The organism is Clostridium sp. CM74B_53 (assembly GCF_036318045.1).
Taxonomy (GTDB): Bacteria; Bacillota; Clostridia; order Lachnospirales; family Lachnospiraceae; genus Pilosibacter.
This window is the reverse complement of sequence record NZ_JAWQDE010000004.1, coordinates 12,069-36,568: the sequence shown is the minus strand read 5'-3', so window position 1 is coordinate 36,568 and position 24,500 is coordinate 12,069. Positions and strand designations below refer to the sequence as shown.

Here is a 24,500-nt window from a genome sequence, read left to right as displayed (position 1 = left end):
TCTCCCGGTTCTTTATAATACTTTTCTATCTCTCAAACACAACCCAATACGTCCCCAGCACCTGCTCACACGGGATCTTTGCCGCATTTTCTGCGGTAAACGCTTCCTTCGGATACACGTTTTTTACATCTGTCGGATAGGCAGGGAGTGTCTTTCCGATGCTGACGCCGTGCGCATCGTTCTCCGTAAACTTCCAACGGAAGCTGCAGTCGCAGAATTCTTTGTTGTTTTCGATCTTTTCAGGCTTTCTCAGGATGATTTCATCTTCAATAAAATAGCAGCCCGCATTGTCCTTCTCCACTCCGTAAGCCATCACATCCTGTTCTACTTTCAAACTCTGCCTCCGTAAGTTTTATCGTTCCTGAACTTCTTTCCCGCTGAGATGTTCGATCTCGATCTCAAAGACCTGTGCCGCTCTTCCCGCCTGCGCGATTTCCTCATCCGCCAGTTTCTCATCCGGGTAATATTTCATTGCAAACCGTTTCAACAGGGCAAGCGTCTCCTCCCCCGTCTCAAGCAGGCGGCATCTGCCGAAGACGACCGTGCTCTGCATATACGGCGCCCATGCTTCCTCCCGGATCGTTTCATTTCCGTAAACCGTAAAGCACACCTTATCCGAAGCCCGCAGCGCATCGACCTTGTGTCCTGCGCGCGCGCCATGGAAATAGATCTTCTGCTCGTTTCTGTCGTAAAAATAGTTGACCGGGATCGCATACGGATAACCGTCATCCCCGTTTACCGCGAGAACACCGCGTCTGCTCTTTTCCAGAAGTGATTCTGCCGCATCAGCCGTAATTGCATTTTTCTTTTTCCGAATTTCCCTGAACATCTCTCTCCTCCATCTCCCGAATAATCTCTTTTTTCCATTTTCAGTCTCATCAGACTTTCCTGTACATATCTGCAAAAAGTCATGATTGTTTCCATAAAACATATTTTCCTCATTTTACCACATTACCGCCCTGACAACAATTATCAAAAAACCCGGATGACAAATTCTGAAATTCCAGTTAATATAGAATTATCGGAACTACTCCCTACTCTCCCAGTTACGGCCCTCTAAAAATCGAAATTGTTCCGCCTCTTCACGATTACTGAAAATCATCCGACTCAAAAAAGGAATTTCTATATGGATCTCAGAATACTCCGCTACTTTCTCACAGTAGCCAAAGAACAAAGCTTCACAAAAGCCGCCGAACAGCTTCATATCACCCAGCCGACTCTCTCCAGGCAGTTAGCCGCGTTCGAGGAAGAGCTCGGCATTTCTCTCTTTAACCGGAACGGGCGGACGATCACCCTGACCGACGAGGGGATTCTCCTAAAGCGCCGCGCTCTCGAAATGCTGGATCTCGAAAAGCGGACTCTGGAGGAGTTGAAAGGGACCGAGGAAGTCATCGACGGCAGCGTCACGATCGGCTGCGGGGAATTCGCAGCCGTCGAGATCCTGGCAGAAATCTGCAAAGTCTGCCGTGAAAAATATCCGCTCGTACAGATCGCGATCCACACCGCCACGGCGGATACGGTCTACGAGATGATGAAAAAAGGTCTCGTGGACATCGGGATGTTCCTGGAACCTGTGGATACAGAAGGTCTCGACTACATCCGGATCCCGGAAAGTGACCACTGGGTCGTCGGGATGCGCCCGGACGATCCGCTCGCCGGGAAAGAATTCATCACAAAGCAGGATCTCCTCGGGAAACCGCTGATCCTCCCGGAGCGCACCGGAGTCCAGAGTGAGATCGCAAACTGGTTCGGAAAAGACTTCGATAAGCTCCAGATCGCATTCACCAGCAATCTCGGAACAAATGCCGGAGTCATGGCCTTTTACGGGCTGGGATACCCGGTATCTGTCGCCGGTGCGGCAAGATACTGGCGGCCTGACCTGCTCGTTCAGCGGAAACTCTTCCCAGAGATCACCTCTAGTACCGTGATCGCATGGCAGAGAAATCTGCCGAACTCCCATGCGGTCAACAAATTTATCGAGATCATCAGTTCCGTGGCCACTCATGATGCAGGAACTTCTCTGATTTCGTTAAATGCCTGCAAGGCATAAATCATGATTTGATATAGGTATTGGACATTCAAAAATCTTAGAACTACAATGGATGCATAAGAAGATCCATATCTTCTTTCTGCATCCTTTTTATTTACGCGAACTTGTTTTCACAGGAGGTAATTCAAATGGCAAAAAAATTAGTCGCATATTTCAGTGCAGGCGGAACAACAAAGAAAATTGCAGAGCAGATCGCAGAAGCAGGAAACGCTGATCTCTGCGAGATCACACCGAAGGTGGCATATACAACAGCAGATTTAAACTGGATGGACAAAAAATCCAGAAGCAGCGTGGAGATGAATGACAAGAAATTCAGACCGGAGATCGTAAAGGCGGATATCGATATGAGCGCTTATGATACCGTGATCCTCGGCTTCCCGATCTGGTGGTATGTCGCTCCGACAATCGTGAACACCTTCCTTGAGTCCTACGACTTTACAGGCAAGAAGATCGTCCTCTTCGCGACATCCGGCGGCAGCGGATTCGGCAACACAGTAAAAGAATTAAAACCGTCCGCACCTGGTGCAGAGATCGTGGAAGGAAAGCTTTTAAACAGATCTTCCAGACAGGAGATCGCTGATTGGGTAAAATCCTTATAATAAAGCAGAAACCGGCTGCAGACTGACATGATCCAGGATCATGCAGCCTGCAGTCGATCCGGAAATGGAGAAAAAACATGGCAAAAATTGTACAGACAGCAGGAAGAAACGCGCTGGGCGAATTTGCTCCCCAGTTCGCGCATTTTAATGACGATGTCCTCTTCGGAGAAAACTGGAACAACCAGGACATCGATGTAAAAACTAGAAGTATCATCACCGTTGTGGCACTCATGTCCTCCGGGATCACGGATTCTTCCCTCGTGTTCCACTTAAAGAATGCAAAAGCACACGGCGTCACCCAGAAAGAGATCGCTGCGATCATCACCCATGTGGCATTCTACGTCGGCTGGCCGAAGGGCTGGGCCGTCTTCAACCTTGCAAAAGAAGTATGGCAGATGAATGAAGGCGATCTTCCTTACAAGGACGAGGCCATGAGAGCCCATGCAAAGTCCATGATCTTCCCGATCGGCGCCCCGAATGACGCCTTCGCAAAATACTTCGTCGGTCAGAGCTATCTCGCACCGGTATCCACCAAGCAGGTCGGTGTGTTCAATGTGACCTTCGAACCCGGCTGCCGCAACAACTGGCATATCCACCACGCAAAGAGCGGCGGCGGACAGATCCTTGTATGCGTGGCCGGACGCGGCTACTATCAGGAGGAAGGCAAAGAAGCCATCGAGATGAAGCCGGGCGACTGCATCAATATTCCGGCGGAAGTCAAACACTGGCACGGTGCCGCTCCGGATTCCTGGTTCTCCCATCTCGCCATCGAAGTTCCGGGCGAAGAGAACTCCAACGAATGGTGTGAGACCGTTTCTGATGAGGAGTACGGGAAACTGAAATAGGATGATCCCGCACTTTGCCGCATACAAGCGCTCACACTGCAAAGCGCCTGTTTGACAATCCGCTCTTTTTTCTCTATGATTTACACGCAGACAGTGTCTCCTGTTTTTGGAAACTCTGCAAAAATCTGACAGAAAAAGGACGTACAGTATGTTCGAAAAACTAAAATATTTCTCCACGATCTTCTTCGGTACTTTCATCATCGCCGTGGGAGTCTATTTTTTCATGAATCCGAACCACATTGTCAGCGGAAGCATCACCGGACTCGCGGTGGTCCTCGTAAATTTCATTCCGCTGTCGCTCTCCGTCATGACGCTGATCTTAAACATCATCTGCATCATCCTGGCGTTTCTCTTTATCGATAAGACCTTCGGGACAAAGATCATCTTCATCTCCATCCTGCTCCCGGTACTTCTCTTCGTATTTGAAACCGCCTTCCCGGATCCGGGATCTCCGACGGGGAACATCGCCCTGGACGTAGTCGGCATGATCGTTGTGATCTGCTACGGACAGGCCGTCCTCTTTAACGCAAACGCCGCGTCCGGCGGTCTCGACATTATCGCGAAAATCATGAACAAATATCTCCATATGGATCTCGGAAAATCCATCATCATCGCTGGTCTTGTGACCGTCGCAAGCTCCTACTTTGCCTACGATCTCCAGACCGTGATCGTCGGCGCCCTGTCCACTTACCTCAGCGGTCTCGTTCTGGACTACTTTATCGATGAGTTCACCGGAAAGATCCGGGTGTGCGTAATCTCCGAGCACAACGATGAATTCCGCCGCTATGTGATCGAGAATCTCCAGCGCGGCATCACTGTCTACACGGCCACCGGCGGCTACAGCGATGCCCAGAAGAGCGAGATCCTGGCGATCCTCACAAAGAAGGAATATGGTCAGTTTATGGACTATGTCCAGTCAAAAGATCCTAACGCGTTTGTCACGATCTCCAACGTAAAGCGCGTTGTCGGAAGCTGGAATACACCGAAGAGACGGACGTACTTCTAAAAAAAACAATATTTCCCTTATTATCGCGACAGTCGCCAAGTTCTCGCGCAAGCGCAGACTTTGGCTCGTTGTTCGCGTAAATCAAACAGGTCCGCACCGGTGATCTTCACCTGCGGACCTGTTTTTTATCAATCTGGATTTGTACGAAATCTTTCTATATAAAATTCCCGTCTTCAGCTTCCCGTTTAATTCAGGAAATTCTCGATGATCACGTTCTCCGCTTCTTCCTCGGTAAGTCCCAGAGTCCGGAGCTTTAATAACTGCTCATCGTTGATCCTTCCGATCGCCGCCTCATGGATGATTGCCGCGTTGAGATCACGCGCGCGGATCTCCGGGATCGAGCCGATCTCCGCATGGTCCATGATGATCGAGTCACACTGGATATGCGCCTGGCACTTGTTGTTGCCGACCGCCTTCGGGTGGAACGTCTGGACGGAATTTCCCTTTCCGACGGATCTGGAGATGATCTGTGCGGAGCTCTCCTCCCCGTTTAAGCGGACCTCGATGTTGGACTCCGCCGTCTGCTCTCCCTCGGTCATCAGGCGTTCAGTCACATACAGTCTGGAGTTTTTCTCCATCTCGACAAGCGTCTCGCGGACCGTAGAGTCAACGCCCTTGATCTGCGCCGTATCCAGCGTAAATACGGAGTTTTCTCCCACATAGATATTCGTCACCGGATTCAGCACACGACCGCCGGTCCCGTTTCCCTCTCCGTAATGCTTTTCCTGATAACAGACATTCGCGTTCTTTCCGACATGGAAGGTATGGATCCCGTCATGACGGCTCTCATTGCAGCCGCTGTTGTGGATCCCGCATCCCGCAACGATCGTCACGTCCGCGCCATCTGCGATGTAAAAATCATTATATACAAGATCCGTCATGCCGGAAACGCTGACAACGACCGGAATATAGACCTTCTCGCCCTTTGTCTCGCCGTCGATATAGATATCGATCCCCGGCTTGTCCGTCTTCTTTTTGATCTTGATGTGCTCACTGTCCCCGTGGCAGATGGAAGTTCCGTTCTGACGCAGGTTGAAAGCGCCTTTCTGGGAAAATCCATTGTCATTGATGACTTTCAATACTTCTTCTACTACATGATCCAGCTCTACCATTACGCTCTCACCCCCGCTTTTCCTGCACATGTATGACATTTATCGAGACCGTTCAGGCACGGAAGGACATCTTCTCTGAGACCTTCCGCCTTGATCTTTCCATCATCGATCACCATGATCCGGTCCGCCATGCTGATGATCTTCTCCTGGTGGGAGATCACGATCAGACTCTGTTTTTTCTCTTTGTGGATCTCCTCGAATTTATGGATCAGCATGGAAAAGCTCCAGAGGTCGATCCCGGCTTCCGGCTCATCAAAAATACATAAGGTATGTTCCTTCGCAAGAACTGTCGCGATCTCGATCCGTTTCATCTCGCCGCCGGAGAGCGTTCCATCGATCTGGCGGTTTAAATATTCCTCCGCGCAGAGTCCGACATCCGATAATAACTTACAGCACTCGACGTCTGACATTTCTCTTCCTGCTGCCAGTGCGAGAAGTCTCTGCACCGTCATTCCCTTAAATCTCGGCGGCTGCTGGAACGCGTAGCCGATCCCGGCATTCGCACGGTGGTTGATATCGTAATCCGTGATATCCTCCCCGTTTAAAAAGATCTTTCCGCTCTCCGCCTTCTCGATCCCGATCAGGACCTTCGCCAGCGTAGACTTACCGCCGCCGTTCGGTCCCGTGATCACCAGCATTTCTCCATCGTCCACCTGGAAAGAAATATGATCCAGGAGACATTTTTTCGTCCCGTTATCCTCCACATGGAGGACTAAATTTTCTGCTTTTAACACAATTTCACCTCTCTGTATCTATGCCCCCGTACTCTGACAATCTCTCATTTTTCTCCAGTCACGAATACCGCTGAGTTTTGTTAAATCCTATTTTCCGGTAGGTATGAGTGTATTATAGCGCAAAATTATCAATTTCGCCATCAAATTATAGGATTCTCCGGATGTTCCTCTTTTTATACATGTTCTGTTTCACGGAATTTTTTCATTCCAGATTCCAAAATTTGTTATCCCGACCTTCCTCTGATGTTTGCCACATCCGCTGTCATTCCATGTGCTGAAACTATGACAGGCGGCCTCTCTATTCCATTTTCACCGTCTCCCGCAGATCAAATTGCTTTTTCGCATGTTCTATGATAGACTGTCTCTTACACGCACAAATGTATTTGTGAAAAAAACACGAGGAGACTATATTATGAATCATAAACGCAGTTCGTTCTCCGGAAAACTCGGTTTCGTCTTATCGGCGGCGGGCGCATCCGTGGGACTGGGAAACATCTGGCGTTTCCCGTATCTCGCCGCGAAATACGGAGGCGGGATCTTCTTACTGATCTATATCATCCTGGCGCTGACCTTCGGCTACACGATGATCATGGCGGAGACCTCCTTAGGGCGCATGACGAAAAAAAGCCCGGTCGGAGCCTACGAATCCTTTGGAAAGTCAAAACTCCTGTCCGCCGGCGGCTGGATCAACGCCGTGATCCCGATCCTGATCGTGCCGTACTATTCCGTGATCGGCGGCTGGGTCATCAAATACCTGTTTGAGTATCTTCTGGGACACGGACAGGCACTCGCGGCTGACGACTATTTCTCCGGCTTTATCTCCAACGGATTTTCCGCGGAGATCTGCTTCCTGATCTTCACCATGTTCACAGTTGTGATCATCTACATGGGTGTCCGGAACGGGATCGAGCGAGTCTCAAAATTTATGATGCCGATCCTCGTGATCCTCTCCGTGATCATCGCGGTCTACTCCGTGACAAGACCGGGCGCGATGGCAGGCGTGAAATATTTCCTGGTTCCAAACCTCGAAAACTTCTCCTGGATGACCGTCGTCTCCGCGATGGGGCAGATGTTCTACTCCCTGTCGATCGCGATGGGAATCCTCGTCACGTTCGGCTCCTATATGAAAAAGGACACCTCGATCGAGGATTCGACGAAAAATGTTGAGATCTTTGACACTGCGATCGCGATCATGGCCGGACTCATGATCATTCCGGCCGTCTTTGCCTTCTCCGGCGGCGACCCGGATACTCTCCAGGCTGGACCTTCCCTCATGTTCATCACACTTCCGAAGGTATTTGCGGGCATGGGATTCGGAACAGGCACAGGGATCCTGTTCTTTCTCCTCGTCCTGTTTGCGGCGGTCACAAGCTCCATCGCCCTGACCGAGAGCGCCGTATCCACCTTCGAGGATGAGCTGCACTGGAGCCGGAAAAAAGCGACCGTCTTTATGACCGTTGTCATGATCTTTCTCGGAACACTCTCCTGCCTCGGATATGGTCCGCTGGCGGACATTACCGTGATCGGAATGCAGTTCCTTGATTTCTTCGATTTTCTGACCAACTCCGTCATGATGCCGATCGCGGCGATCGCGACCTGCCTGCTCGTATCGAGAGTCATCGGTGTGGAAAAGATCGAGAACGAAGTTACCGAGGGCGGCCACCCGTTCAAGCGGAAAGCCATCTTCCAGTTCATGATCAAATACCTCTGCCCGATCTTTGCCGCGATCATTCTTGTGAGCTCCGTGGCGAATGCGTTTGGGTGGATCTCGATGTAACCGTAAAAAGAAAGAGCCGTGCCATTCTCGTCGGATGACATGACTCTTTCTTTTTCTATATTTTTCTGACATTCCGCGAAATTCTTTTTTCGTGAATTTTTTGCGAAACTGCATTTCATCGCCTTCCAATGAATTTCCTGAACATGATGTACAGATTTCCGGACTATCCGTTTTCCCTACTCTTCCGGCTCCTTACATACATCCACCCAGCCTTTCGCACCGGCGACTTTCTCCAGCTCCGGGATCGTGAGTTTTACCGCGCTGTGGTCGTTTCCGGCTGCCGGGTAAACGGTCGTAAACTGCTTTAAGCTCTCGTCCAGATATACCGCGATCCCGTCATTGATCCCGAACGGGCACACGCCGCCCGGCGCATGGCCGATCTTTTCTTCCACTTCATCAAACGGGATCATCTTCGCCTTCACATGAAAGGTTTCTTTGTATTTATGGTTATCAATCTTTGCGGTTCCTTCCGTCAGGATCAGGACCGGCGCGTCTCCCTGTAAAAATGACATCGTCTTCGCGATCATTCCCGGTTCTACGCCAAGCGCCTCCGCCGCCTCTGCGACCGTTGCTGTCGAATCTGCAAGTTCGATCACATGATCCAGAAAACCTTTTTTATCAAGATCTGCTTTTGCTTTTTCTAATGACATGATGTGTTTCCTCCTTTGCAAGCTGTCCCTATTCTATCACGTTTCACCGAAAATGGTGAAAAAAACTGCCGTCGATGGCAGCATATGATCTGTCACCAACAGCAGTCTTTCTTACATACACATCGATCAGATATCAAACACCCCGAGCATCACGATCCCGACCACAACCAGTGCAATCATCGCATAGTGTTTCCAGGAAAGCTTCTCTTTCAGGAAGATCCGGCTCCATACGACTGACGCGACGCAGTATGCGGAGATGATCGGCGCGGAGATCGCTGCGTGGACCGTGTCGGAGAGTGCGAAGATATACGCGAACTGACCGGCTGTCTCGCAGAGAGCTCCGAGATATTTCGGACCTTCCTGGGCAGCTGTGAACTTCTGTTTCTTAATGAAACCGACGTAGATGATGCAGCAGAAAGCCGCAAACAGGAATGTCAGCTCGTAGGCGCTGTTTGCCGCAGACGCAGCGTAGGAAGAGCATTCCTCTGCCGTTGCGAACATTCCGGCCGCCTCCGCCTCTCCTGCGAGCTTGTCGAGCACCATGGTGTCCGCGAAGGTACCGGCCGCATCGAGCAGACAGTACGCCACCGGCAGAAACAGCGCCAGCCAGGACTTCGCATACTTATAATTGGACGCAGCCTGGCGCTCCCGGCGCAGTTCATCATCTTCCCTCGACTCAACAATACCAAGCCCGATCACGCCGATGCACACGAGAGCCACCGCTCCGATCACCGCAAGACGCATGTTCCCCTCGATCGCATCGTCCAGGGCACCCGTTAAGAAGCAGAGCACCGCAACGAGAGCGCCTGAGGAGTTGCAGATCGGTGAGGAGATCGAAAGCTCAATGTACCTCAGACCGATGTAACCAAGCGTCATAGACGAGATATAGAGCAGGGATACCGGCAGATACACCATGGCGATATGCCATGTTACCACCGTACCTCCTACAAAGATCGTATAAAGTGCATGTACTCCCATCACAATTCCGACGGCAATAACCATCTTTAAGTGGGCGTACTTATCATTTCCGCGGCAACCGATCTTTGAAAACAGATCCGAGCCACTCCAGCACAACAGTGCTGTCAGTGCAAGCCAAAACCACATATGCTTTTTCTTCCCTCTTTTCGTATTTGCCCGAAATGGACCTGCTTATTATATATCCGATTCCCGGTTCGCGCAAGGGAATTACCTGAAAGGTTTTGTCAACACTTAACACCCAAATAACTTCGCAGTCTTCTCCATCCGCTCCGCGATCGGAACTCCGAACGGACAGCGGGATTCGCAGGCATGACAGCCGATGCACTCAGATGCCTTATGGTCCAGGAGTTCATAGTGGGACTGGATCGTCGCCGGGACCTCCGGCTGCATGGTCGCCAGATCATAAAATTTGTTGATCATGGCAATGTCCAGATTTGCGACACACGGCTTGCAGTGTCCGCAGTAGGTGCACTCCCCGCGGTAGGAGTGAAACGGCGCGTTCGCAAGCACGGACACATAGTCTTTCTCTTCCTCAGAAGCCGTCTCGTATCCTGCTGCCGCATCCACCTGTTCCTTCGTGTCATACCCGCACATGATGGAACAGACACCCGGTCTTGTGAGCGCATAGTGAATACACTGCACCGGAGTCAGACAGACGCCGAACGGGGAACGTTTCGCATCGAAGAGTCTTCCGCCCGCAAATCCTTTCATGACCGTGATCCCTACATCGTGCTCCTCACATGTCTTGTAGAGTTTTGCACGGTCCGGATCTGTCCCTTTCAGCCCTGCATCAAACTCATCCGCGAACATTGTGTCGATATTTTCACTCGCCGGCAGCATGTCAAACGCCGGATTGATGCTGAAGAGGATCATCTCCACATAGCCGGATTCCGCCGCTTTCATCGCAACCCTCGGGTTGTGGGAGCTCATTCCGATATGGCGGATGATGCCTTTTTCCTTTAATTCCATCACATAGTCCAGGTAGTCAGAATGCTGGATCTTCTCCCATTCTTCCTCAGAATCCACGTAATGGATCATGCCGAGATCGATGTAATCGGTCTGCAGTCTCTTTAAAAGGTCCTCAAAAGCCGGGCGAACGTATTTCATGTCTCTCGTGCGGAAATACTGGTTGTCCTTCCAGGTTGATCCGATATGTCCCTGAATGAACCACTGGCTGCGGTTCTCTTTAATCCCTTCACCGATGATATTTCTTGATTTCGGGTCCGCCATCCAGCAGTCCAGGATGTTAATCCCCTTTTTCGATGCATATTTGATCAGCTCGATGCTCTCTTCCTCCGGATGGCGCTCAAGCCACTCGCCGCCAAAGCCGATCTCGCTCACCATCAGACCTGTTTTCCCCAATCTCCTTGTTCTCATCTGTCTCTCTCCTTTTTCATATCCCATAATTTTTTTCTGACTCATTTCCTTCGTTTTCACATTCCTGTCCGGCAAAATTTCCTGCAATAACGCAGTGGGATTTGCAGATATTCCCCCACAGGATCTTACCTGCATCCTTGTATGGCGAGTTTTATTGAAACGCCCCCGGCCCATCGCTCTCCGACACGAATCTGGCGAGTTTTACGGCTCCGTTTCCTTTTTTGTCAACCGCATAAAAGGTATAGGTTCCTTTTTCCGTGATCTGAAATGCCGCGGTATCTTTGTCATTCACCGTAAACGGCGTTCCTTCCACCGTCCCGTTCGCAAATTCCTCCGCCGTGTGCTCTCCCTTTGCATAGAGAAGTTTGTCGAGATCCCCATCGATGTCGATAACGCGCACGGTCAGATAATTTCCTCCATTCCTGCTCGAGGTCTGCATCTCGATATGAGGTGCCGTCCCATTTTCCGGTCTCGTTCCGCCGTTCTGGAATCCCTTTCTTGAGAGCGTGCTGATATCGTAGGATAATGCCGCTCCGACATTCAGCATTCCGCCGGAAACCGTCACGTCTTTCAGGCTCTCCATCGGCGTCACCGTGGACATCAGGATCTCCTTCACGTCTGCGACTCCGATCCCGTCAAAATGGGAATAGACCATCGCCGCTGCACCGGATACCATCGGCGCCGCCATGGAAGTACCGCTCATGTAACCATATGTATTTCCCGGCGTTGTGCTCAGGATATAGCTTCCCGGAGCCGCGAGATCCACCGTTTTCTTTCCATAGTTCGAACTTGCGGAGAGCATTCCGTCGATACTTAGATTCGCGACAGAAATGATATTGTCGAGATCATAAGCCGCCGGATAAAACGGGATCGCATCCGTGTCAACTCCCTTTCCGGTCTTCGGATTTCCGTTTCCTGTCGCCACAACAAAGAGCATACTGGAATTCTTCATCGCCTCATACAGCGCCTTGTCATCCACCGTCGATGTCAGGCTCAGGTTGCAGATCACGGCTCCATTGTCCTCCGCATACCTGATCGCCTTGATGACTGCTGCCGTGCTCCCTCCGCCGTCCGTGCCTCCTAATGCCTTCAGCGCCATCACGCGCACCCGGTTTCCGGGAACGATCCCGGCAATTCCGATCCCGTTTCCCGTCCCGGCACTGATCGTCCCGGCTCCGTGGGTCCCGTGGCTGTCCTCTTCCCCGGTGAAGATCTGGTTGTTGTTATTATAAAAATTCCATCCGTAGACATCGTCCACATATCCGTTCCCATCGTCATCGATCCCATTTCCCGGGATCTCATCCGTGTTCACCCACAGGGTATCCTTCAGATCTTCATGCGTGTAGTCGATGCCCGTATCGATCATCGCGACGATCGTATCATGATTTCCGTTTCCGTACGTCTTCCATGCCTGCTCCAGGTTGATATCCACGCCGGATACCGCCTGGCGCTTTTTCACCTCCACAAGAGTTCCCAGAAGCTCCGCATTCTCCGTCGGCTGTCCGAACGGATCCGAATACACCGGATACTTCCTCATCTCCTCCGCTGCAAAGGAACCGTCATTGAAAAAAGCCCACTGTTCCAAGGCGGACGGGTCATTCGTCTGAATCTTTTCCGAGGCGAAAGCCATAAGCGGCTGCCCCGATGAGGCGAGCAGGGCTGTCGCCAGGATTCCCGCCGCGATTTTAGAAATTTCTCTTTTCTTTTTCAAATATTTCTGCTGCATATCCACTCTCTTTTCTGGTCACAGTACACAGACACTCCATGCCCGCACACTGTAACAGGATCTTGCCGTTGCTTCGCTTCCCATTCCGGCTCAGCAACATCCGCGGTCACAACGTTATCATACTCAAACCAATGTTTATTCTACCAGATATTCTTGTATTTTCTATGAACTTTTTTGTTTTTAGGTAAATGCAGCGCCAAATACGGTCTAAAAAGAAAAGGCAGAACAACATCTTCCGATATCATTCTACCTCTGTATTTCATTTTCCGGTTGTCTCGATCCACCGACTGCAATTTCGCAGAATCCTGTCGATCCGGATCAGGCTGTTACAGCTCCGCCGGTCCCTGACCATTGTCCGATCCCTGCTGACCGTTCTGAGTTTCTGCTGTCTTCTGCTCCGGATCCTGCGGCATCACGCTGTTTCCATCCTGCACCGGATTCTGAACCTGCTCAGCTGCCGGCTGTTCAGATCCCGCTGCCATCTCCGGCTGCCTGTTCCCGTTCTCTGCAGACTCAACAGTCTCAGCGCTCTCGCCGCCCATCCGGCTGTGATCGTCCTTCTGGTCTTCCTCCGGCTCCGGGATTCCCTTGACCTCACGGAAGATCTTCATGAATTCCTTGCCGGTGATCGTCTCTTTCTCGATCAGGAATGCTGCGATCTTATCCATCACATCCCTGTTTTCAGAGAGAAGACGTTTCGCCTCCGCATAGGCCTCTTTTAACATCTTCATGACTTCCGTATCGATCTCGGCAGCTGTCGCATCACCGCAGTTCATCACGGTGCGTCCGGTCAGATACTGGTTTTCCTGCGTCTCAAGACCCATCAGACCGAATTTATCCGACATTCCGTACTGGGTAACCATCGCTCTTGCGACTCTTGTCGCCTGTTCAATATCATTTGCCGCTCCGGTCGTCACGGTATCAAAGACGATCTCCTCCGCCGCACGTCCGGCAAGAGAGACAACGAGCATTGCCTTGAGCTCTTTCTTCGTATTTAAGAATTTCTCTTCTTCCGGAACCTGCATCACATATCCCAGCGCGCCCATTGTTCGCGGAACGATCGTGATCTTCTGGACCGGCTCTGCATCCTTCTGGAGAGCGGTTACAAGCGCGTGTCCGACCTCATGGTAGGAGACGATCCGGCGCTCCTCTTTGCTCAGGATCCGGTCTTTCTTCTCTTTACCGACAAGGACAAGTTCCACTGCCTCGAAGAGATCTTTCTGGGAGACAGCCTGACGACCGTTCTTGACCGCATTGATCGCTGCCTCGTTCATCATATTCGCAAGGTCCGCACCGACGGCGCCGGAAGTCGCAAGGGCGATCTCCTCGAAGTCTACCGTCTCATCCAGACGCACATCCTTCGAATGTACTTTCAGGATGCTCACACGACCTTTCAGGTCCGGCTTATCGACGATGACACGCCGGTCAAAACGACCCGGTCTTAAAAGCGCCGGATCCAGGATCTCCGGACGGTTTGTCGCTCCGAGGACGAGAAGTCCCTTGGAGGAATCAAATCCATCCATCTCGGAGAGGAGCTGGTTTAAGGTCTGTTCTCTCTCATCATTTCCGCCGAAACGGCTGTCACGGCTGCGTCCGATCGCATCGATCTCATCGATAAAGATGATACACGGGGCGGACTGCTGTGCCTGTTTGAAGAGGTCGCGGACACGGGACGCACCCACGCCGACGAACATTTCAACGAAATCGGAACCGGAGAGGGAGTAGAACGGAACGTGCGCCTCACCGGCTACCGCCTTTGCGAGCAGTGTTTTACCGGTTCCAGGAGGACCCACGAGGAGCGCTCCCTTCGGCAGTTTTGCACCGATCTTTGTATATTTCTGCGGGTTGTGCAGGAAATCGACGATCTCCACAAGGGATTCCTTCGCCTCATCCTCACCTGCAACATCCGCGAACGTGACTCCGGTCTCCTTCTGGACGTAGACCTTGGCGTTGCTCTTTCCGACGCCCATCATTCCTCCGCCGCCCATCCGGCTGTACATCATATAGAGAAGTCCGATCATCAGTGCCGACGGAAGTACCCATCCCATCAGGAAATTCAGGATGCTGGCACTCGTACTCGTATCTTCTGCCACCACATGGACTCCGTTGGAGTCTAAAAGACGCTCCGCAAGTTCAGAGTCCGGAATTCTCACTGTATAATACTGGATAAAACGTGAAAGCTTTGTGGAAGAAGTCTTTGGCGTTAAATAGATCCTGTTGCCGGAGATCTTCGCCGTATCGATCTCTCCCTCTTTCAAGTATTCCACAAACTCCTCATACCCGAGTTCCTGGGTCTGGTTTTTGCGGACCATGTTGTTCATGACGGTCACAGCGATCAGCGTGATCACGAGGATCAGGGCGAGAACCCCGATATTCTGTCCGCTGGGCCGCTTTCTGTTCTGATTGTTGTTGTCCATTTATCTTCTCCACTTCTTTAGCGCATATATCACCTTTTGGGGACATTGCCCGCATTCTGTGATATAAAATTATAACTATTGTAACTGTTCAAATAGTTATACCTAATCATTATAATTTGAGTTTCCCCATAAGGCAATAAAAAAAGTATGAAATTTACGTGTTTACAAGAATTTTCAGAAAGGCTACAATACAAGATGTACGTTCCGTCCGAAAGTTTTATCATATCTGAAAGGCAAATGATCATGAACACTGTGATTCATCCGATCCCGCCCGTATTTGACCGGAATTCAAAGATCCTGATCCTCGGATCTTTCCCGTCCGTCAAATCCAGGGAAGGACATTTTTTCTACCATCATCCGCAGAACCGCTTCTGGAAAACCCTGGCCGGAGTCCTGGACGTTCCGGTTCCGGACACGATCGATGAGAAAAAGACTTTTCTCCTCTCCCACCGCATCGCGCTCTGGGATGTGATTGCCTCCTGCTCGATCGAAGGTTCCAGCGACAGTTCGATCCGCGATGTCGTGCCGAACGACCTCTCCGTGATCCTGTCCACCGCCGATATCCGGGCGATCTTCTGCAACGGAAAGACTTCCTGGAATTATTACAGGAAATATCAGGAAGCCGTGACCGGGATCCCCGCCGTCTCCCTGCCGTCCACGAGTCCGGCGAATGCGGCGTGGTCGCTCGAAAAATTAAAGGGTGCATGGAATGTGATCCTTCCGTATATCAGATAATGCACGCTGCCCCGGTATGAATGTTTACAGGACACGCGCCATGCCCGCGCACTGTAACAGAAGGTTCCTGCACTCATTTGCTCCAGCATCGTCTGTTCTGCCGGCATTTTTCATGATAAAATTTTTTATGAATTACTTTCCTGCATGTTTTCCCTCTCACCATCGAAAACTATCAGCCAGGAGGTGATCGTATGAAAGAACCATCAAAAAATAAGTCAGCTGATACCGACTGGGAGATCGACATCCAGTCCTGCTCCGCCACCGACTGTACCGGTCTGATCCCGGCGCTCCCGGAAAGTGACGCAGAGCTTGAGCATTATCAGGATCTCTACCATTATCTACCTGACGAAAAAAAATGAGTCCGACTTTCACGGACCATATCTGCAAAATATGCATTCACAACTGCATAATACGGGATTTTTCGTTTAGATATTTTCGCTCTGTGGTGCAGGAACCATTTTTTCTACTCATCCGTGCATCCGGAAACTTCTCTCGATGCACCGGAAACTTGCAAGCCAAATATGATCAAATAAAGAAAGAAGTACAACGATTATGTTAAATGAATCCATCTACCGGTCATGCACCCTCTGTCCGAGGGAATGTCATGTTGACCGGACAGTATCCACAGGCTTCTGCGGCGCCGGACATGAACTGCGCGCCGCCAGAGCCGCCTTACATATGTGGGAAGAACCATGCATCAGCGGTACGACCGGAAGCGGGACCGTCTTTTTCTCCGGCTGTACACTGCGCTGTGTGTTCTGCCAGAATTTCCAGTTAAGCCATGAAAACTACGGAAAGACGATCTCCGATTCCCGGCTCTCTGATATCTTCCTGGAGCTTCAGGAAAAAGGCGCCGCAAACATCAATCTCGTGACCGGGACGCAGTTCGCTCCGTCGATCATCCGTGCCCTGGATCTCGCAAAGCCAAAGCTTCAGATCCCGGTTGTTTTCAACTGCGGGGGATATGAAAAGATCGAGACGATCCGGGATCTCGCCGACTACGTCGATATCTGGCTTCCGGACCTCAAATACATGGACAGCGGTCTCTCAAAAAAATACTCTGCCGCTCCGGACTATTTTGAGAAAGCTTCCGCCGCGATAAAAGAAATGATCCGCCTCACCGGCGGACTTACCTGGAGTCAAAAGAGCCCGTCCATGCTGGACCGCGGCGTCGTCATCCGCCATATGGTCCTTCCGGGGGCAAAGGATGATTCGATCCGGCTCCTGCACTGGATCAAAGAGAACCTCCCGGAGCACCAATATCTCATCAGTATCATGAGCCAGTACACGCCGTTTTACAGGAGCGCAGACTACCCAGAAATCAACCGCCGGATCACCTCATACGAGTATAACAAGGTCGTTGATACCGCCATCGATCTCGGTCTCACCGAGGGCTTCATGCAGGAAAGAAGCAGCGCCAAAGAAGAATATACGCCGCCGTTTGACTGTGAGGGGATCTGAGAGCCGGTAGAAGTTCAGACCGACAGGATTGATGATGACAGCGTCAGCACCGGCAGCTTCCTGGATACAAACATCATAAAAGGTGGGTACCGAATCAATTTTTCTGTTTCGATACCCACCTTAATGTTCTGCGTTATCCAATGGATCTTACCTCGTTTTCATTAGATTTTGTTTCTATATGAAGTTTTTCTTGTTCACTCCGCCGGCTTTTTCCGAAAGTTTATATTTTTTGTTCTCATATCGATCATTGTATTTCTCTTTTCGATACTTTCTCGTCATATCTCGAAGGATTTCAAATAATCTTTTTTTCGATCAATTACCCGGTTTTGTGTGTTTCCTTTGTTCCGGATTTTTCAGATTTGAAAAATGGAACGAGACTTATGTGTTCGGTGGACTGTACCTCCTTTACTTAGAATCTTTTAAGTACGAACCTTTTCGTCTTCTTTGCTTTGTTCTCTCTTTCTTTTTGATGTCTTTATTATATGCGATAAGTCCCATTTTGTCAACATGTTTTTAGAAATATTTTTATTTATTTTATTATTGTTAGTTAATTGTTGCATTGTATATAATTATTCAAATAATTTTATCTGTCAGTATTCTCTGTATATTACTGGATTTCTCCGCCCCGGATTTTTACTCTGCAAGAATACCGCATCTACCAGCTTGCGCTGACTAAGAGGATGCACCAACGTTCATCTGCATTCGTCTTAAATCCTCTGGGTTATCCCCTTCTTTTTCTCTCCCCGCATCCCCGGAACAATACTGCAAATGTGACAGAAATCCCCGCCACCATCAGAAAGAGATCTGAGTACACCCCGAACGCAGCTGACACCTTCTCCCAGGAATCTCCGGCGATCCTGCCTGCATAGACAAGAACCGTATTCCACAGAAAACTCCCCGCCGCCGTGAAAGCAAGAAACGGGACGACCGGCATCCTGGCGATCCCTGCGGGAATGGAGATCAGGCTCCGGACGATCGGGACCAGTCTGCACAAAAAGACTGCAGACTTCCCGCGATCCCGGAACCAGTTTTTCGCGAGGTCGACATCCTCCGGTCTGAAATGGAGCAGCTGTCCGGCCTTTCCACAGAGCAGTTTCCGAAATATCTCATCCGGAAGGAATCTCCCGGCTCCGTAAAGAATGACTGCTCCCGCCATGGACCCGGCCGTTGAGAAGAGGATCACCCCGCCGGGCGTCATGTCCGTGCAGGTCGTCATGACACCTCCAAATGTCAGGATCACCTCCGAAGGGATCGGAGGAAACAGATTTTCCACTAAAATAAGGAGGAATACGGCAAGATTTCCGTATTCCCCCATCAGTTCCAGTACCAGCTCCCGCATACACGCACCCCCGCTTTGCCATGGGTACAATATATGTGGAGCTGATCTGCATTATTCATTTCCTTTTTCTCCGATCAGCCATTATATTTCTGGCTCTGCTCCGCGATCAGCGCCGCATCATCGAAGTAGTTGATCTTCATCGCCTCGCGCATCTCTTTTAAGGTCTGGGCAGCCACGCGCTCTGCCTTCTCGCTTCCGCTCTTTAAGATCTCGTATACAGCCGGGATGTCCTGCTCCCATTTCTTTCTTCTCTCACGGATCGGGCGAAGCTCTTCCTCAAGCACACGGTTTAAGAACTTTTTCACCTTTACATCGCCGAGTCCGCCGCGGGAGTAGTGTTCCTTCACCTCGTCGAGATTCTTGTAATCCGGCCAGAACTCTGCAAAGTACTCGTCCTTGCAGAATGCATCGAGATATGTGAAGACGGTATTTCCTTCCACCTGTCCCGGATCGCTGACTTTTAAGTGATTCGGATCTGTGTACATGGACATGACTTTCTTCTTTACTTCCTCCTCCGGATCGGAAAGATAGATGCAGTTTCCTAAGGATTTGCTCATCTTCGCCTTTCCATCGATTCCCGGAAGACGGCGGCATGCGTCGTTGCTCGGAAGAAGAATCTCCGGCATCACGAGTGCGTCTGTGTTGTATACCGTATTGAATTTGTGAACGATCTCTCTTGTCTGCTCAACCATCGGCATCTGGTCCTCACCGGCCGGGACCACGTTTGCCTTAAATGCGGTGATATCGGCAGCCTGGCTGATCGGGTAGGTGAAGAAACCGACCGGGATGCTCGCCTCGAAGTTTCTCATCTGGATCTCGCTCTTTACAGTAGGGTTTCTCTGTAATCTGGAAACGGTAACGATATCCATATAGTAAGCGGTCATCTCATAGAGCTCCGGCACCATGGACTGGATAAAGATCGTGGATTTCTCCGGATCAAGACCTGCGGACAGGTAATCCAGGGCAACCTCCAGAATATTCTGGCGGACCTTCTCCGGGTTATCCGCGTTGTCTGTAAGTGCCTGGGAATCAGCGATCATGATATAGATATCGCTGTACTCTCCGGAGTTCTGAAGCTCCACTCTTCTTCTCAAAGATCCTACATAATGTCCTACATGAAGACGTCCGGTCGGGCGGTCTCCTGTTAAAATTACTTTTCCCACAACAATATTCCTTTCTGTTCTGTGTTAGCAGGCAGCCATTCCGGTCATTTAGACCTTCCTGCGGCCTGGATCTTTCTCTTTTATTCCAAAGCGCCCTGATCCATCTGATCGTGGTCACGGCACCCGGAGGCGTTATGATAGAATTATAAAGCGGATTCGCCTCTTTTGCAAGCATAACCGCTCTTTTTGCAGGATTCTACGGACTTTGGCTCGTTGTTCGCGTAACAAGTAAAGATCCGGTCACGATGAGTTTTCTCACCATGACCGGATCTTTCTATCATTTTCAGTATTATGAGATCACAGACCGTTTTCCGTTTTTATCCGTACACATCGGGCCTGTAAATCTGTTTTCATCCTTTGATCACGCGGACTTTATACATTCCGCTGATCTTCTCCAGATGGCTCACCGCCTCTGCCTTTGCCGGGTCCTCAAGATCCAGAAGTGTGTAGGCGTATTTGTCGCGGCTCTTGTTTGTCATGTTCGCGATGTTGATCCCCTCAGCCGCAAGGATCGAGGTGATCTGGCCGATCATGTTCGGAACATTTGCGTGGAGCAGGGCGATTCTTCCTGCAACCTGGCATACCCCCATGTCGCATGCCGGGTAGTTTACGGAATTCTTGATATTTCCGTTTTCCAGGTAATCCTTTAACTCATCCGCAGCCATCACCGCACAGTTGTCCTCAGATTCCTCTGTGGAAGCGCCGAGATGCGGAGTTGCGATCACGCCTTCCATCGCGGATGTCTTTGCGTTCGGGAAGTCTGTGATATATTTCTTTACTTTTCCTGCCTTTAATGCTGCTTCCATGTCATCGTCATTGACAAGAAGATCTCTCGCGTAGTTTAAGATCACAACGCCGTCCTTCATCTGATCGAAAGCGTCCTTGTTGATCATATATTTCGTGGAATCCAGAAGCGGAACATGAACAGTGATGTAATCGCACTCCTGGTAGATCGTGTTGACGTCCATGATGTGCTTTACGGAGCGGGACAGCATCCATGCCGCGTTGACGGAGATGAACGGGTCGTATCCGTATACTTCCATTCCGAGAGCTGCAGCCGCATTCGCTACCTCGCAGCCGATCGCGCCGAGTCCGATGACACCGAGCTTTTTGCCCTTGATCTCATTTCCTGCAAAGGCTTTCTTGCTCTTTTCCATCTTCTTTGCGATATCTTCCTCACCTGCATGCTCTCTGCACCATTCCACGCCGCCGATAACGTCTCTGGATGTCAGGAACAGGCCTGCAAGTACAAGCTCTTTTACACCGTTCTTATTTGCACCCGGTGTGTTGAATACGACGATTCCCTTTTTCGCGCACTCATCGAGCGGGATGTTGTTGACTCCGGCTCCGGCTCTCGCGATCGCCTGAAGTCTCTCCGGGAATTCTGTCTCATGAAGGGATGCGCTGCGGACCATGACTCCTTCCGCATCTTTGATGTCATCTACAAATGTATAATCTCCTGTGAGGCGGTCTGTACCGTAGTGGGAGATCTGATTTAAACAGCAAATCTTTCTCATAATGTCTCTCCTGTAATCTTTTCGATCCGGCAGCCTTACGCGTTCGCGTGCTCCGCCTCAAATTTTTTCATGAATTCTACAAGCTTTACAACGCCCTCTTCCGGCATTGCATTGTAGATGCTGGCTCTCATACCGCCGACGGTGCGGTGACCTTTTAAGTTCACGAATCCGGCCTTTTCTGCCTCTTTTACGAACAGGGCATCGAGGTCTTTGTCACCTGTCACGAACGGTACGTTCATGATCGAGCGATCCTCTTTTCTTACTGTTCCATGGAACATTTTGCTCTGATCCAGGTAATCGTAGAGGATCTTTGCCTTTCTTTCATTTCTCACTTTCATGGCTTCCAGACCGCCCTGTCTCTTCAGCCATTTGAATACCTTGCCGCAGATATAGATTCCGTAGCACGGCGGAGTATTGAAGAGAGAGCCTGCCTTCGCCTGTACATCGTAGCGCATGATCGTCGGTGTCTCCGGAAGAACGTCCTCGCGGATCAGGTCTTCCCGGATGATCACGATGACAACGCCGGCCGGTCCGATATTTTTCTGGACGCCTCCGTAGATCACGCCGTATTTTGTGACATCCATCGGTTCTGAGAGGAAACATGAGGAGACATCAGAGACAAGTGTTTTTCCTTTTGTATTCGGGAGTGTGTGGAATTTTGTTCCGTAAATCGTATTGTTCTCGCAGATGTAGACATAGTCAGCATTCTCGTCGATCGGAAGATCGGAGCAGTCCGGAATATAGCTGAATGTCTTGTCTTCGCTGGATGCGATAGCATTTGCGGTTCCGTAAAGCTTTGCTTCCTTCCATGCTTTCTTTGCCCACTGTCCAGTGATGATGTAATCGCCGACACGGTTCTTAAACAGGTTTAACGGAACTGCAGCGAACTGCTGGTGTGCGCCGCCCTGTAAGAACAGGACTTTGTAATTGTCCGGGATCTTTAAAAGATCACGGATATCCTGCTCTGCCGTCTGGATGATCTCCTCGAACGCTTTTGAGCGGTGGCTCATCTCCATAACGGACATTCCGGTTCCGTTATAATCCAGCATTTCTGCTGCTGCTTCTTTTAATACTTCTTCCGGCAACACAGCCGGACCTGCGGAAAAGTTGTAAACTCTGCTCATAAATTTTGTTCCCCTCTCTGATTGCTCTATGGTCTCTCCTCTCAGGGGCGGCCACGAATCCAGCCCAGTCGCATGATCCGTTGTATTACTTCACCTTGTCTCTTCTCTACCAATGTGAAGTCTCGAATCGGGCTGATTTGTCATATATCCTAGCACAAGTCACCCGGCAAATCAATGATAAAATTTTTTATTTTCGGAAATTATGTAAACTTTCTTCTTTTTTTAGTCTCTTTTTTTACAATTTCGATGAGACAGTTCCGAATTTTATTAGATTTCTCTGGGAAAATCGGATTTTATCTCAAGCAGATAAACCATGTTAGATTTTCATTTCCCTATCGTGTAAAATTATGGTACGTCAGTTATATCTTTACTCAATAGAAGCAGCGGACTTCCCTGATTCGGTAACAAGTGAAAACACGCTTCGCGAGTTTCCCCTTGTTATCGCGACAGTCGCCAAGGTCTCGCGCAAGCAGCGGACTTTGGCGTAAAAAAAAGAAAGACAGACTGCATATGTTTTATATGTACTCTGTCTTTCTGTATTCTTTCTATTTTACTTTCTGTATCTGCGTGATCTCTCCCTTTTTTCTCTCACTGAGAAATCCGGGCCCGGTCATTCTCAGATCCTCTCGCAGATCAGGTTGCCCATCTCGGTCGTTCCAACCTGCTTCATGCCCTCATCCATGATATCCACAGTGCGGTAACCGTCCGCAAGGACTTTTCTCACTGCGTCTTCGATCGCATCTGCTTCCTTATCAAGGTCGAAGGAGAAGCGGAGCATCATCGCTGCGGAGAGGATCGTCGCGATCGGGTTTGCGATGTCCTTGCCTGCGATATCCGGTGCGGAACCGTGGCTCGGCTCGTAGAGACCGAATTTGCTCTCGTTTAAGCTTGCGGAGGACAGCATTCCGATGGAACCTGTGATCATGCTCGCCTCGTCGGATAAGATATCGCCGAACATGTTCTCAGTTAAAATGACGTCGAACTGGCGCGGATTCATGACAAGCTGCATTGCGCAGTTATCAACTAACATGTTCTCAAGTGTAACTTCCGGATAGTCCTTTGCGACTTCCGCTACAACTTTTCTCCAGAGTCTGGAGGAATCAAGAACGTTTGCCTTATCGACACTCGTCACTTTCTTTTTTCTCTTCATTGCGATCTCGAAGGCCTTGATCGCTACGCGGCGGATCTCCTTCTCACTGTATACAAGAGTATCTGTTGCCTGCTCCACACCGTCTACCGTCTCTGTGTGGCGCTCGCCGAAATACAGACCACCTGTAAGCTCGCGGACGATGACCATGTCAAAGCCGTCCCCGATGATCTCTTTCTTTAACGGGCATGCACCGGCAAGGTCATTGTAGAGGTACGCCGGGCGGATGTTTGCAAACAGATTTAAGCCTTTGCGGATCGCAAGAAGACCTGCCTCCGGTCTCAGGTTCGGAGCCACATCATACCAGCGGGAGTTTCCGACATTTCCGCCGACTGCGCCTAAAAGAACGGCATCGCTCTTCTTTGCAGTCTCAAGCGCCTCATCTGTCAGCGGCACCCCGTAGGTGTCGATGGAGATTCCGCCCATGAGGACGTCCTCGTAGTTGAATTTATGGCCGTATTTCTGTCCAATTTTATCTAAAACTTTTTTTGCCTCTCTTACAATTTCCGGACCGATCCCGTCGCCGGAGATCGCTGCGATCGTGTATTCCATCTCTTTTACCCTCCATAATCCCATGGACTTGAATCCAGGGATCTTCTTTTTATATTCCGGATCCATCCCGACCCATTCTTTTCCATGTAATCATACTCTAAATTTTCTTATTTTTCAAGAAATCGGGAGAAATTACCGGCATACATGTTTTCTATCTGTTGTATGAATCAGGGTTATATTCTGATTGTTCC

22 protein-coding genes are annotated in these 24,500 nt (G+C 50.2%); 8 read left to right on the top strand and 14 right to left on the bottom strand.

The annotated features are described in order from the left end of the window. Positions 1–25: 25 nt before the first annotated feature. Together V2546_RS04420 and V2546_RS04415 are read right to left on the bottom strand one after the other, a co-directional pair. Positions 26–334, bottom strand: a complete 309-nt coding sequence (locus tag V2546_RS04420) for a hypothetical protein (protein WP_215703289.1) — start codon at positions 332–334, stop codon at positions 26–28. A gap of 18 nt (positions 335–352) precedes the next feature. Further along, on the bottom strand, positions 353–829 hold the full coding sequence (locus V2546_RS04415; RefSeq protein ID WP_118530832.1) for a pyridoxamine 5'-phosphate oxidase family protein: 477 nt from the start codon (positions 827–829) through the stop codon (positions 353–355). A gap of 297 nt (positions 830–1,126) precedes the next feature. Here V2546_RS04415 and V2546_RS04410 point away from each other — a divergent pair, with 297 nt between their 5' ends. The 4 genes from V2546_RS04410 to V2546_RS04395 all read left to right on the top strand — a co-directional run bounded on the left by V2546_RS04410 (position 1,127) and on the right by V2546_RS04395 (position 4,500). Further along, positions 1,127–2,050, top strand: a complete 924-nt coding sequence (locus V2546_RS04410) for a LysR family transcriptional regulator (protein ID WP_215703288.1) — start codon at positions 1,127–1,129, stop codon at positions 2,048–2,050. A gap of 128 nt (positions 2,051–2,178) precedes the next feature. Next, positions 2,179–2,649, top strand: coding sequence for a flavodoxin (locus V2546_RS04405; protein WP_329751645.1), 471 nt, complete (start codon positions 2,179–2,181; stop codon positions 2,647–2,649). Between the two features lie 77 nt (positions 2,650–2,726). Beyond that, positions 2,727–3,494, top strand: coding sequence for a carboxymuconolactone decarboxylase family protein (locus V2546_RS04400; protein WP_215703287.1), 768 nt, complete (start codon positions 2,727–2,729; stop codon positions 3,492–3,494). Positions 3,495–3,642: 148 nt separating this feature from the next. After that, the gene (locus V2546_RS04395) at positions 3,643–4,500 is read left to right on the top strand and encodes a YitT family protein (protein ID WP_329751644.1); all 858 of its coding nucleotides are present in this window, start codon (positions 3,643–3,645) and stop codon (positions 4,498–4,500) included. Positions 4,501–4,685: 185 nt separating this feature from the next. Here the strand turns inward: V2546_RS04395 and V2546_RS04390 are convergent, their stop codons facing one another. Then, on the bottom strand, positions 4,686–5,603 hold the full coding sequence (locus V2546_RS04390) for a SufB/SufD family protein (protein ID WP_486463523.1): 918 nt from the start codon (positions 5,601–5,603) through the stop codon (positions 4,686–4,688). Positions 5,604–5,611: 8 nt separating this feature from the next. Further along, complete coding sequence (locus V2546_RS04385; RefSeq protein WP_118321263.1) at positions 5,612–6,346, bottom strand: ABC transporter ATP-binding protein; 735 nt, start codon at positions 6,344–6,346, stop codon at positions 5,612–5,614. A 412-nt stretch (positions 6,347–6,758) separates the two neighbouring features. On the opposite strand from V2546_RS04385, the gene V2546_RS04380 reads away from it, so the two are divergent. Then, positions 6,759–8,123, top strand: coding sequence for a sodium-dependent transporter (locus tag V2546_RS04380; RefSeq protein WP_118530625.1), 1,365 nt, complete (start codon positions 6,759–6,761; stop codon positions 8,121–8,123). 176 nt (positions 8,124–8,299) lie between these two features. Here V2546_RS04380 and V2546_RS04375 read toward each other — a convergent pair whose 3' ends face one another. From V2546_RS04375 to ftsH, 5 genes are all read right to left on the bottom strand, one after another. Beyond that, on the bottom strand, positions 8,300–8,773 hold the full coding sequence (locus tag V2546_RS04375; protein ID WP_329751643.1) for a YbaK/EbsC family protein: 474 nt from the start codon (positions 8,771–8,773) through the stop codon (positions 8,300–8,302). Positions 8,774–8,899: 126 nt separating this feature from the next. After that, positions 8,900–9,877, bottom strand: coding sequence for an EamA family transporter (locus V2546_RS04370; protein ID WP_329751642.1), 978 nt, complete (start codon positions 9,875–9,877; stop codon positions 8,900–8,902). Between the two features lie 105 nt (positions 9,878–9,982). After that, positions 9,983–11,128: an aldo/keto reductase gene (locus V2546_RS04365; protein WP_329751640.1), complete on the bottom strand. Its 1,146-nt coding sequence runs from the start codon at positions 11,126–11,128 to the stop codon at positions 9,983–9,985. Positions 11,129–11,279: 151 nt separating this feature from the next. After that, entirely contained in the window at positions 11,280–12,854 is a 1,575-nt protein-coding gene (locus V2546_RS04360) for a S8 family peptidase (protein ID WP_329751639.1), read from the bottom strand. Between the two features lie 326 nt (positions 12,855–13,180). Further along, entirely contained in the window at positions 13,181–15,271 is a 2,091-nt protein-coding gene (gene ftsH, locus V2546_RS04355) for an ATP-dependent zinc metalloprotease FtsH (RefSeq protein WP_329751638.1), read from the bottom strand. Positions 15,272–15,514: 243 nt separating this feature from the next. On the opposite strand from ftsH, the gene V2546_RS04350 reads away from it, so the two are divergent. From V2546_RS04350 to V2546_RS04340, 3 genes are all read left to right on the top strand, one after another. Then, entirely contained in the window at positions 15,515–16,006 is a 492-nt protein-coding gene (locus tag V2546_RS04350; RefSeq protein WP_329751637.1) for a DNA-deoxyinosine glycosylase, read from the top strand. Between the two features lie 191 nt (positions 16,007–16,197). After that, positions 16,198–16,365: a hypothetical protein gene (locus tag V2546_RS04345; RefSeq protein ID WP_182426555.1), complete on the top strand. Its 168-nt coding sequence runs from the start codon at positions 16,198–16,200 to the stop codon at positions 16,363–16,365. Between the two features lie 193 nt (positions 16,366–16,558). Next, the gene (locus V2546_RS04340; RefSeq protein ID WP_329751636.1) at positions 16,559–17,467 is read left to right on the top strand and encodes a radical SAM protein; all 909 of its coding nucleotides are present in this window, start codon (positions 16,559–16,561) and stop codon (positions 17,465–17,467) included. 721 nt (positions 17,468–18,188) lie between these two features. Here the strand turns inward: V2546_RS04340 and V2546_RS04335 are convergent. The 5 genes from V2546_RS04335 to leuB form a co-directional block, all read right to left on the bottom strand. Continuing rightward, the gene (locus tag V2546_RS04335) at positions 18,189–18,806 is read right to left on the bottom strand and encodes a DedA family protein (RefSeq protein ID WP_329751635.1); all 618 of its coding nucleotides are present in this window, start codon (positions 18,804–18,806) and stop codon (positions 18,189–18,191) included. 74 nt (positions 18,807–18,880) lie between these two features. Further along, entirely contained in the window at positions 18,881–19,969 is a 1,089-nt protein-coding gene (gene trpS, locus V2546_RS04330; RefSeq protein ID WP_118298647.1) for a tryptophan--tRNA ligase, read from the bottom strand. Between the two features lie 350 nt (positions 19,970–20,319). Beyond that, positions 20,320–21,486, bottom strand: a complete 1,167-nt coding sequence (locus V2546_RS04325; protein ID WP_215703280.1) for a phosphoglycerate dehydrogenase — start codon at positions 21,484–21,486, stop codon at positions 20,320–20,322. A gap of 35 nt (positions 21,487–21,521) precedes the next feature. Continuing rightward, positions 21,522–22,610, bottom strand: coding sequence for a 3-phosphoserine/phosphohydroxythreonine transaminase (gene serC, locus V2546_RS04320; RefSeq protein ID WP_329751633.1), 1,089 nt, complete (start codon positions 22,608–22,610; stop codon positions 21,522–21,524). A 616-nt stretch (positions 22,611–23,226) separates the two neighbouring features. After that, entirely contained in the window at positions 23,227–24,309 is a 1,083-nt protein-coding gene (gene leuB, locus V2546_RS04315) for a 3-isopropylmalate dehydrogenase (protein ID WP_329751632.1), read from the bottom strand. Between the last annotated feature and the right edge of the window lie 191 nt (positions 24,310–24,500).

Coding starts and splice junctions, on each gene's coding strand:
- V2546_RS04415 (WP_118530832.1), bottom strand. CDS start 829: ATGTTCAGGGAAATTCGGAAAAAGAAAAATGCAATTACGGCTGATGCG.
- V2546_RS04410 (WP_215703288.1), top strand. CDS start 1,127: ATGGATCTCAGAATACTCCGCTACTTTCTCACAGTAGCCAAAGAACAA.
- V2546_RS04405 (WP_329751645.1), top strand. CDS start 2,179: ATGGCAAAAAAATTAGTCGCATATTTCAGTGCAGGCGGAACAACAAAG.
- V2546_RS04400 (WP_215703287.1), top strand. CDS start 2,727: ATGGCAAAAATTGTACAGACAGCAGGAAGAAACGCGCTGGGCGAATTT.
- V2546_RS04395 (WP_329751644.1), top strand. CDS start 3,643: ATGTTCGAAAAACTAAAATATTTCTCCACGATCTTCTTCGGTACTTTC.
- V2546_RS04380 (WP_118530625.1), top strand. CDS start 6,759: ATGAATCATAAACGCAGTTCGTTCTCCGGAAAACTCGGTTTCGTCTTA.
- V2546_RS04375 (WP_329751643.1), bottom strand. CDS start 8,773: ATGTCATTAGAAAAAGCAAAAGCAGATCTTGATAAAAAAGGTTTTCTG.
- V2546_RS04370 (WP_329751642.1), bottom strand. CDS start 9,877: ATGTGGTTTTGGCTTGCACTGACAGCACTGTTGTGCTGGAGTGGCTCG.
- V2546_RS04365 (WP_329751640.1), bottom strand. CDS start 11,128: ATGAGAACAAGGAGATTGGGGAAAACAGGTCTGATGGTGAGCGAGATC.
- V2546_RS04360 (WP_329751639.1), bottom strand. CDS start 12,854: ATGCAGCAGAAATATTTGAAAAAGAAAAGAGAAATTTCTAAAATCGCG.
- ftsH (WP_329751638.1), bottom strand. CDS start 15,271: ATGGACAACAACAATCAGAACAGAAAGCGGCCCAGCGGACAGAATATC.
- V2546_RS04350 (WP_329751637.1), top strand. CDS start 15,515: ATGAACACTGTGATTCATCCGATCCCGCCCGTATTTGACCGGAATTCA.
- V2546_RS04345 (WP_182426555.1), top strand. CDS start 16,198: ATGAAAGAACCATCAAAAAATAAGTCAGCTGATACCGACTGGGAGATC.
- V2546_RS04340 (WP_329751636.1), top strand. CDS start 16,559: ATGTTAAATGAATCCATCTACCGGTCATGCACCCTCTGTCCGAGGGAA.
- V2546_RS04335 (WP_329751635.1), bottom strand. CDS start 18,806: ATGCGGGAGCTGGTACTGGAACTGATGGGGGAATACGGAAATCTTGCC.
- V2546_RS04325 (WP_215703280.1), bottom strand. CDS start 21,486: ATGAGAAAGATTTGCTGTTTAAATCAGATCTCCCACTACGGTACAGAC.
- serC (WP_329751633.1), bottom strand. CDS start 22,610: ATGAGCAGAGTTTACAACTTTTCCGCAGGTCCGGCTGTGTTGCCGGAA.
- leuB (WP_329751632.1), bottom strand. CDS start 24,309: ATGGAATACACGATCGCAGCGATCTCCGGCGACGGGATCGGTCCGGAA.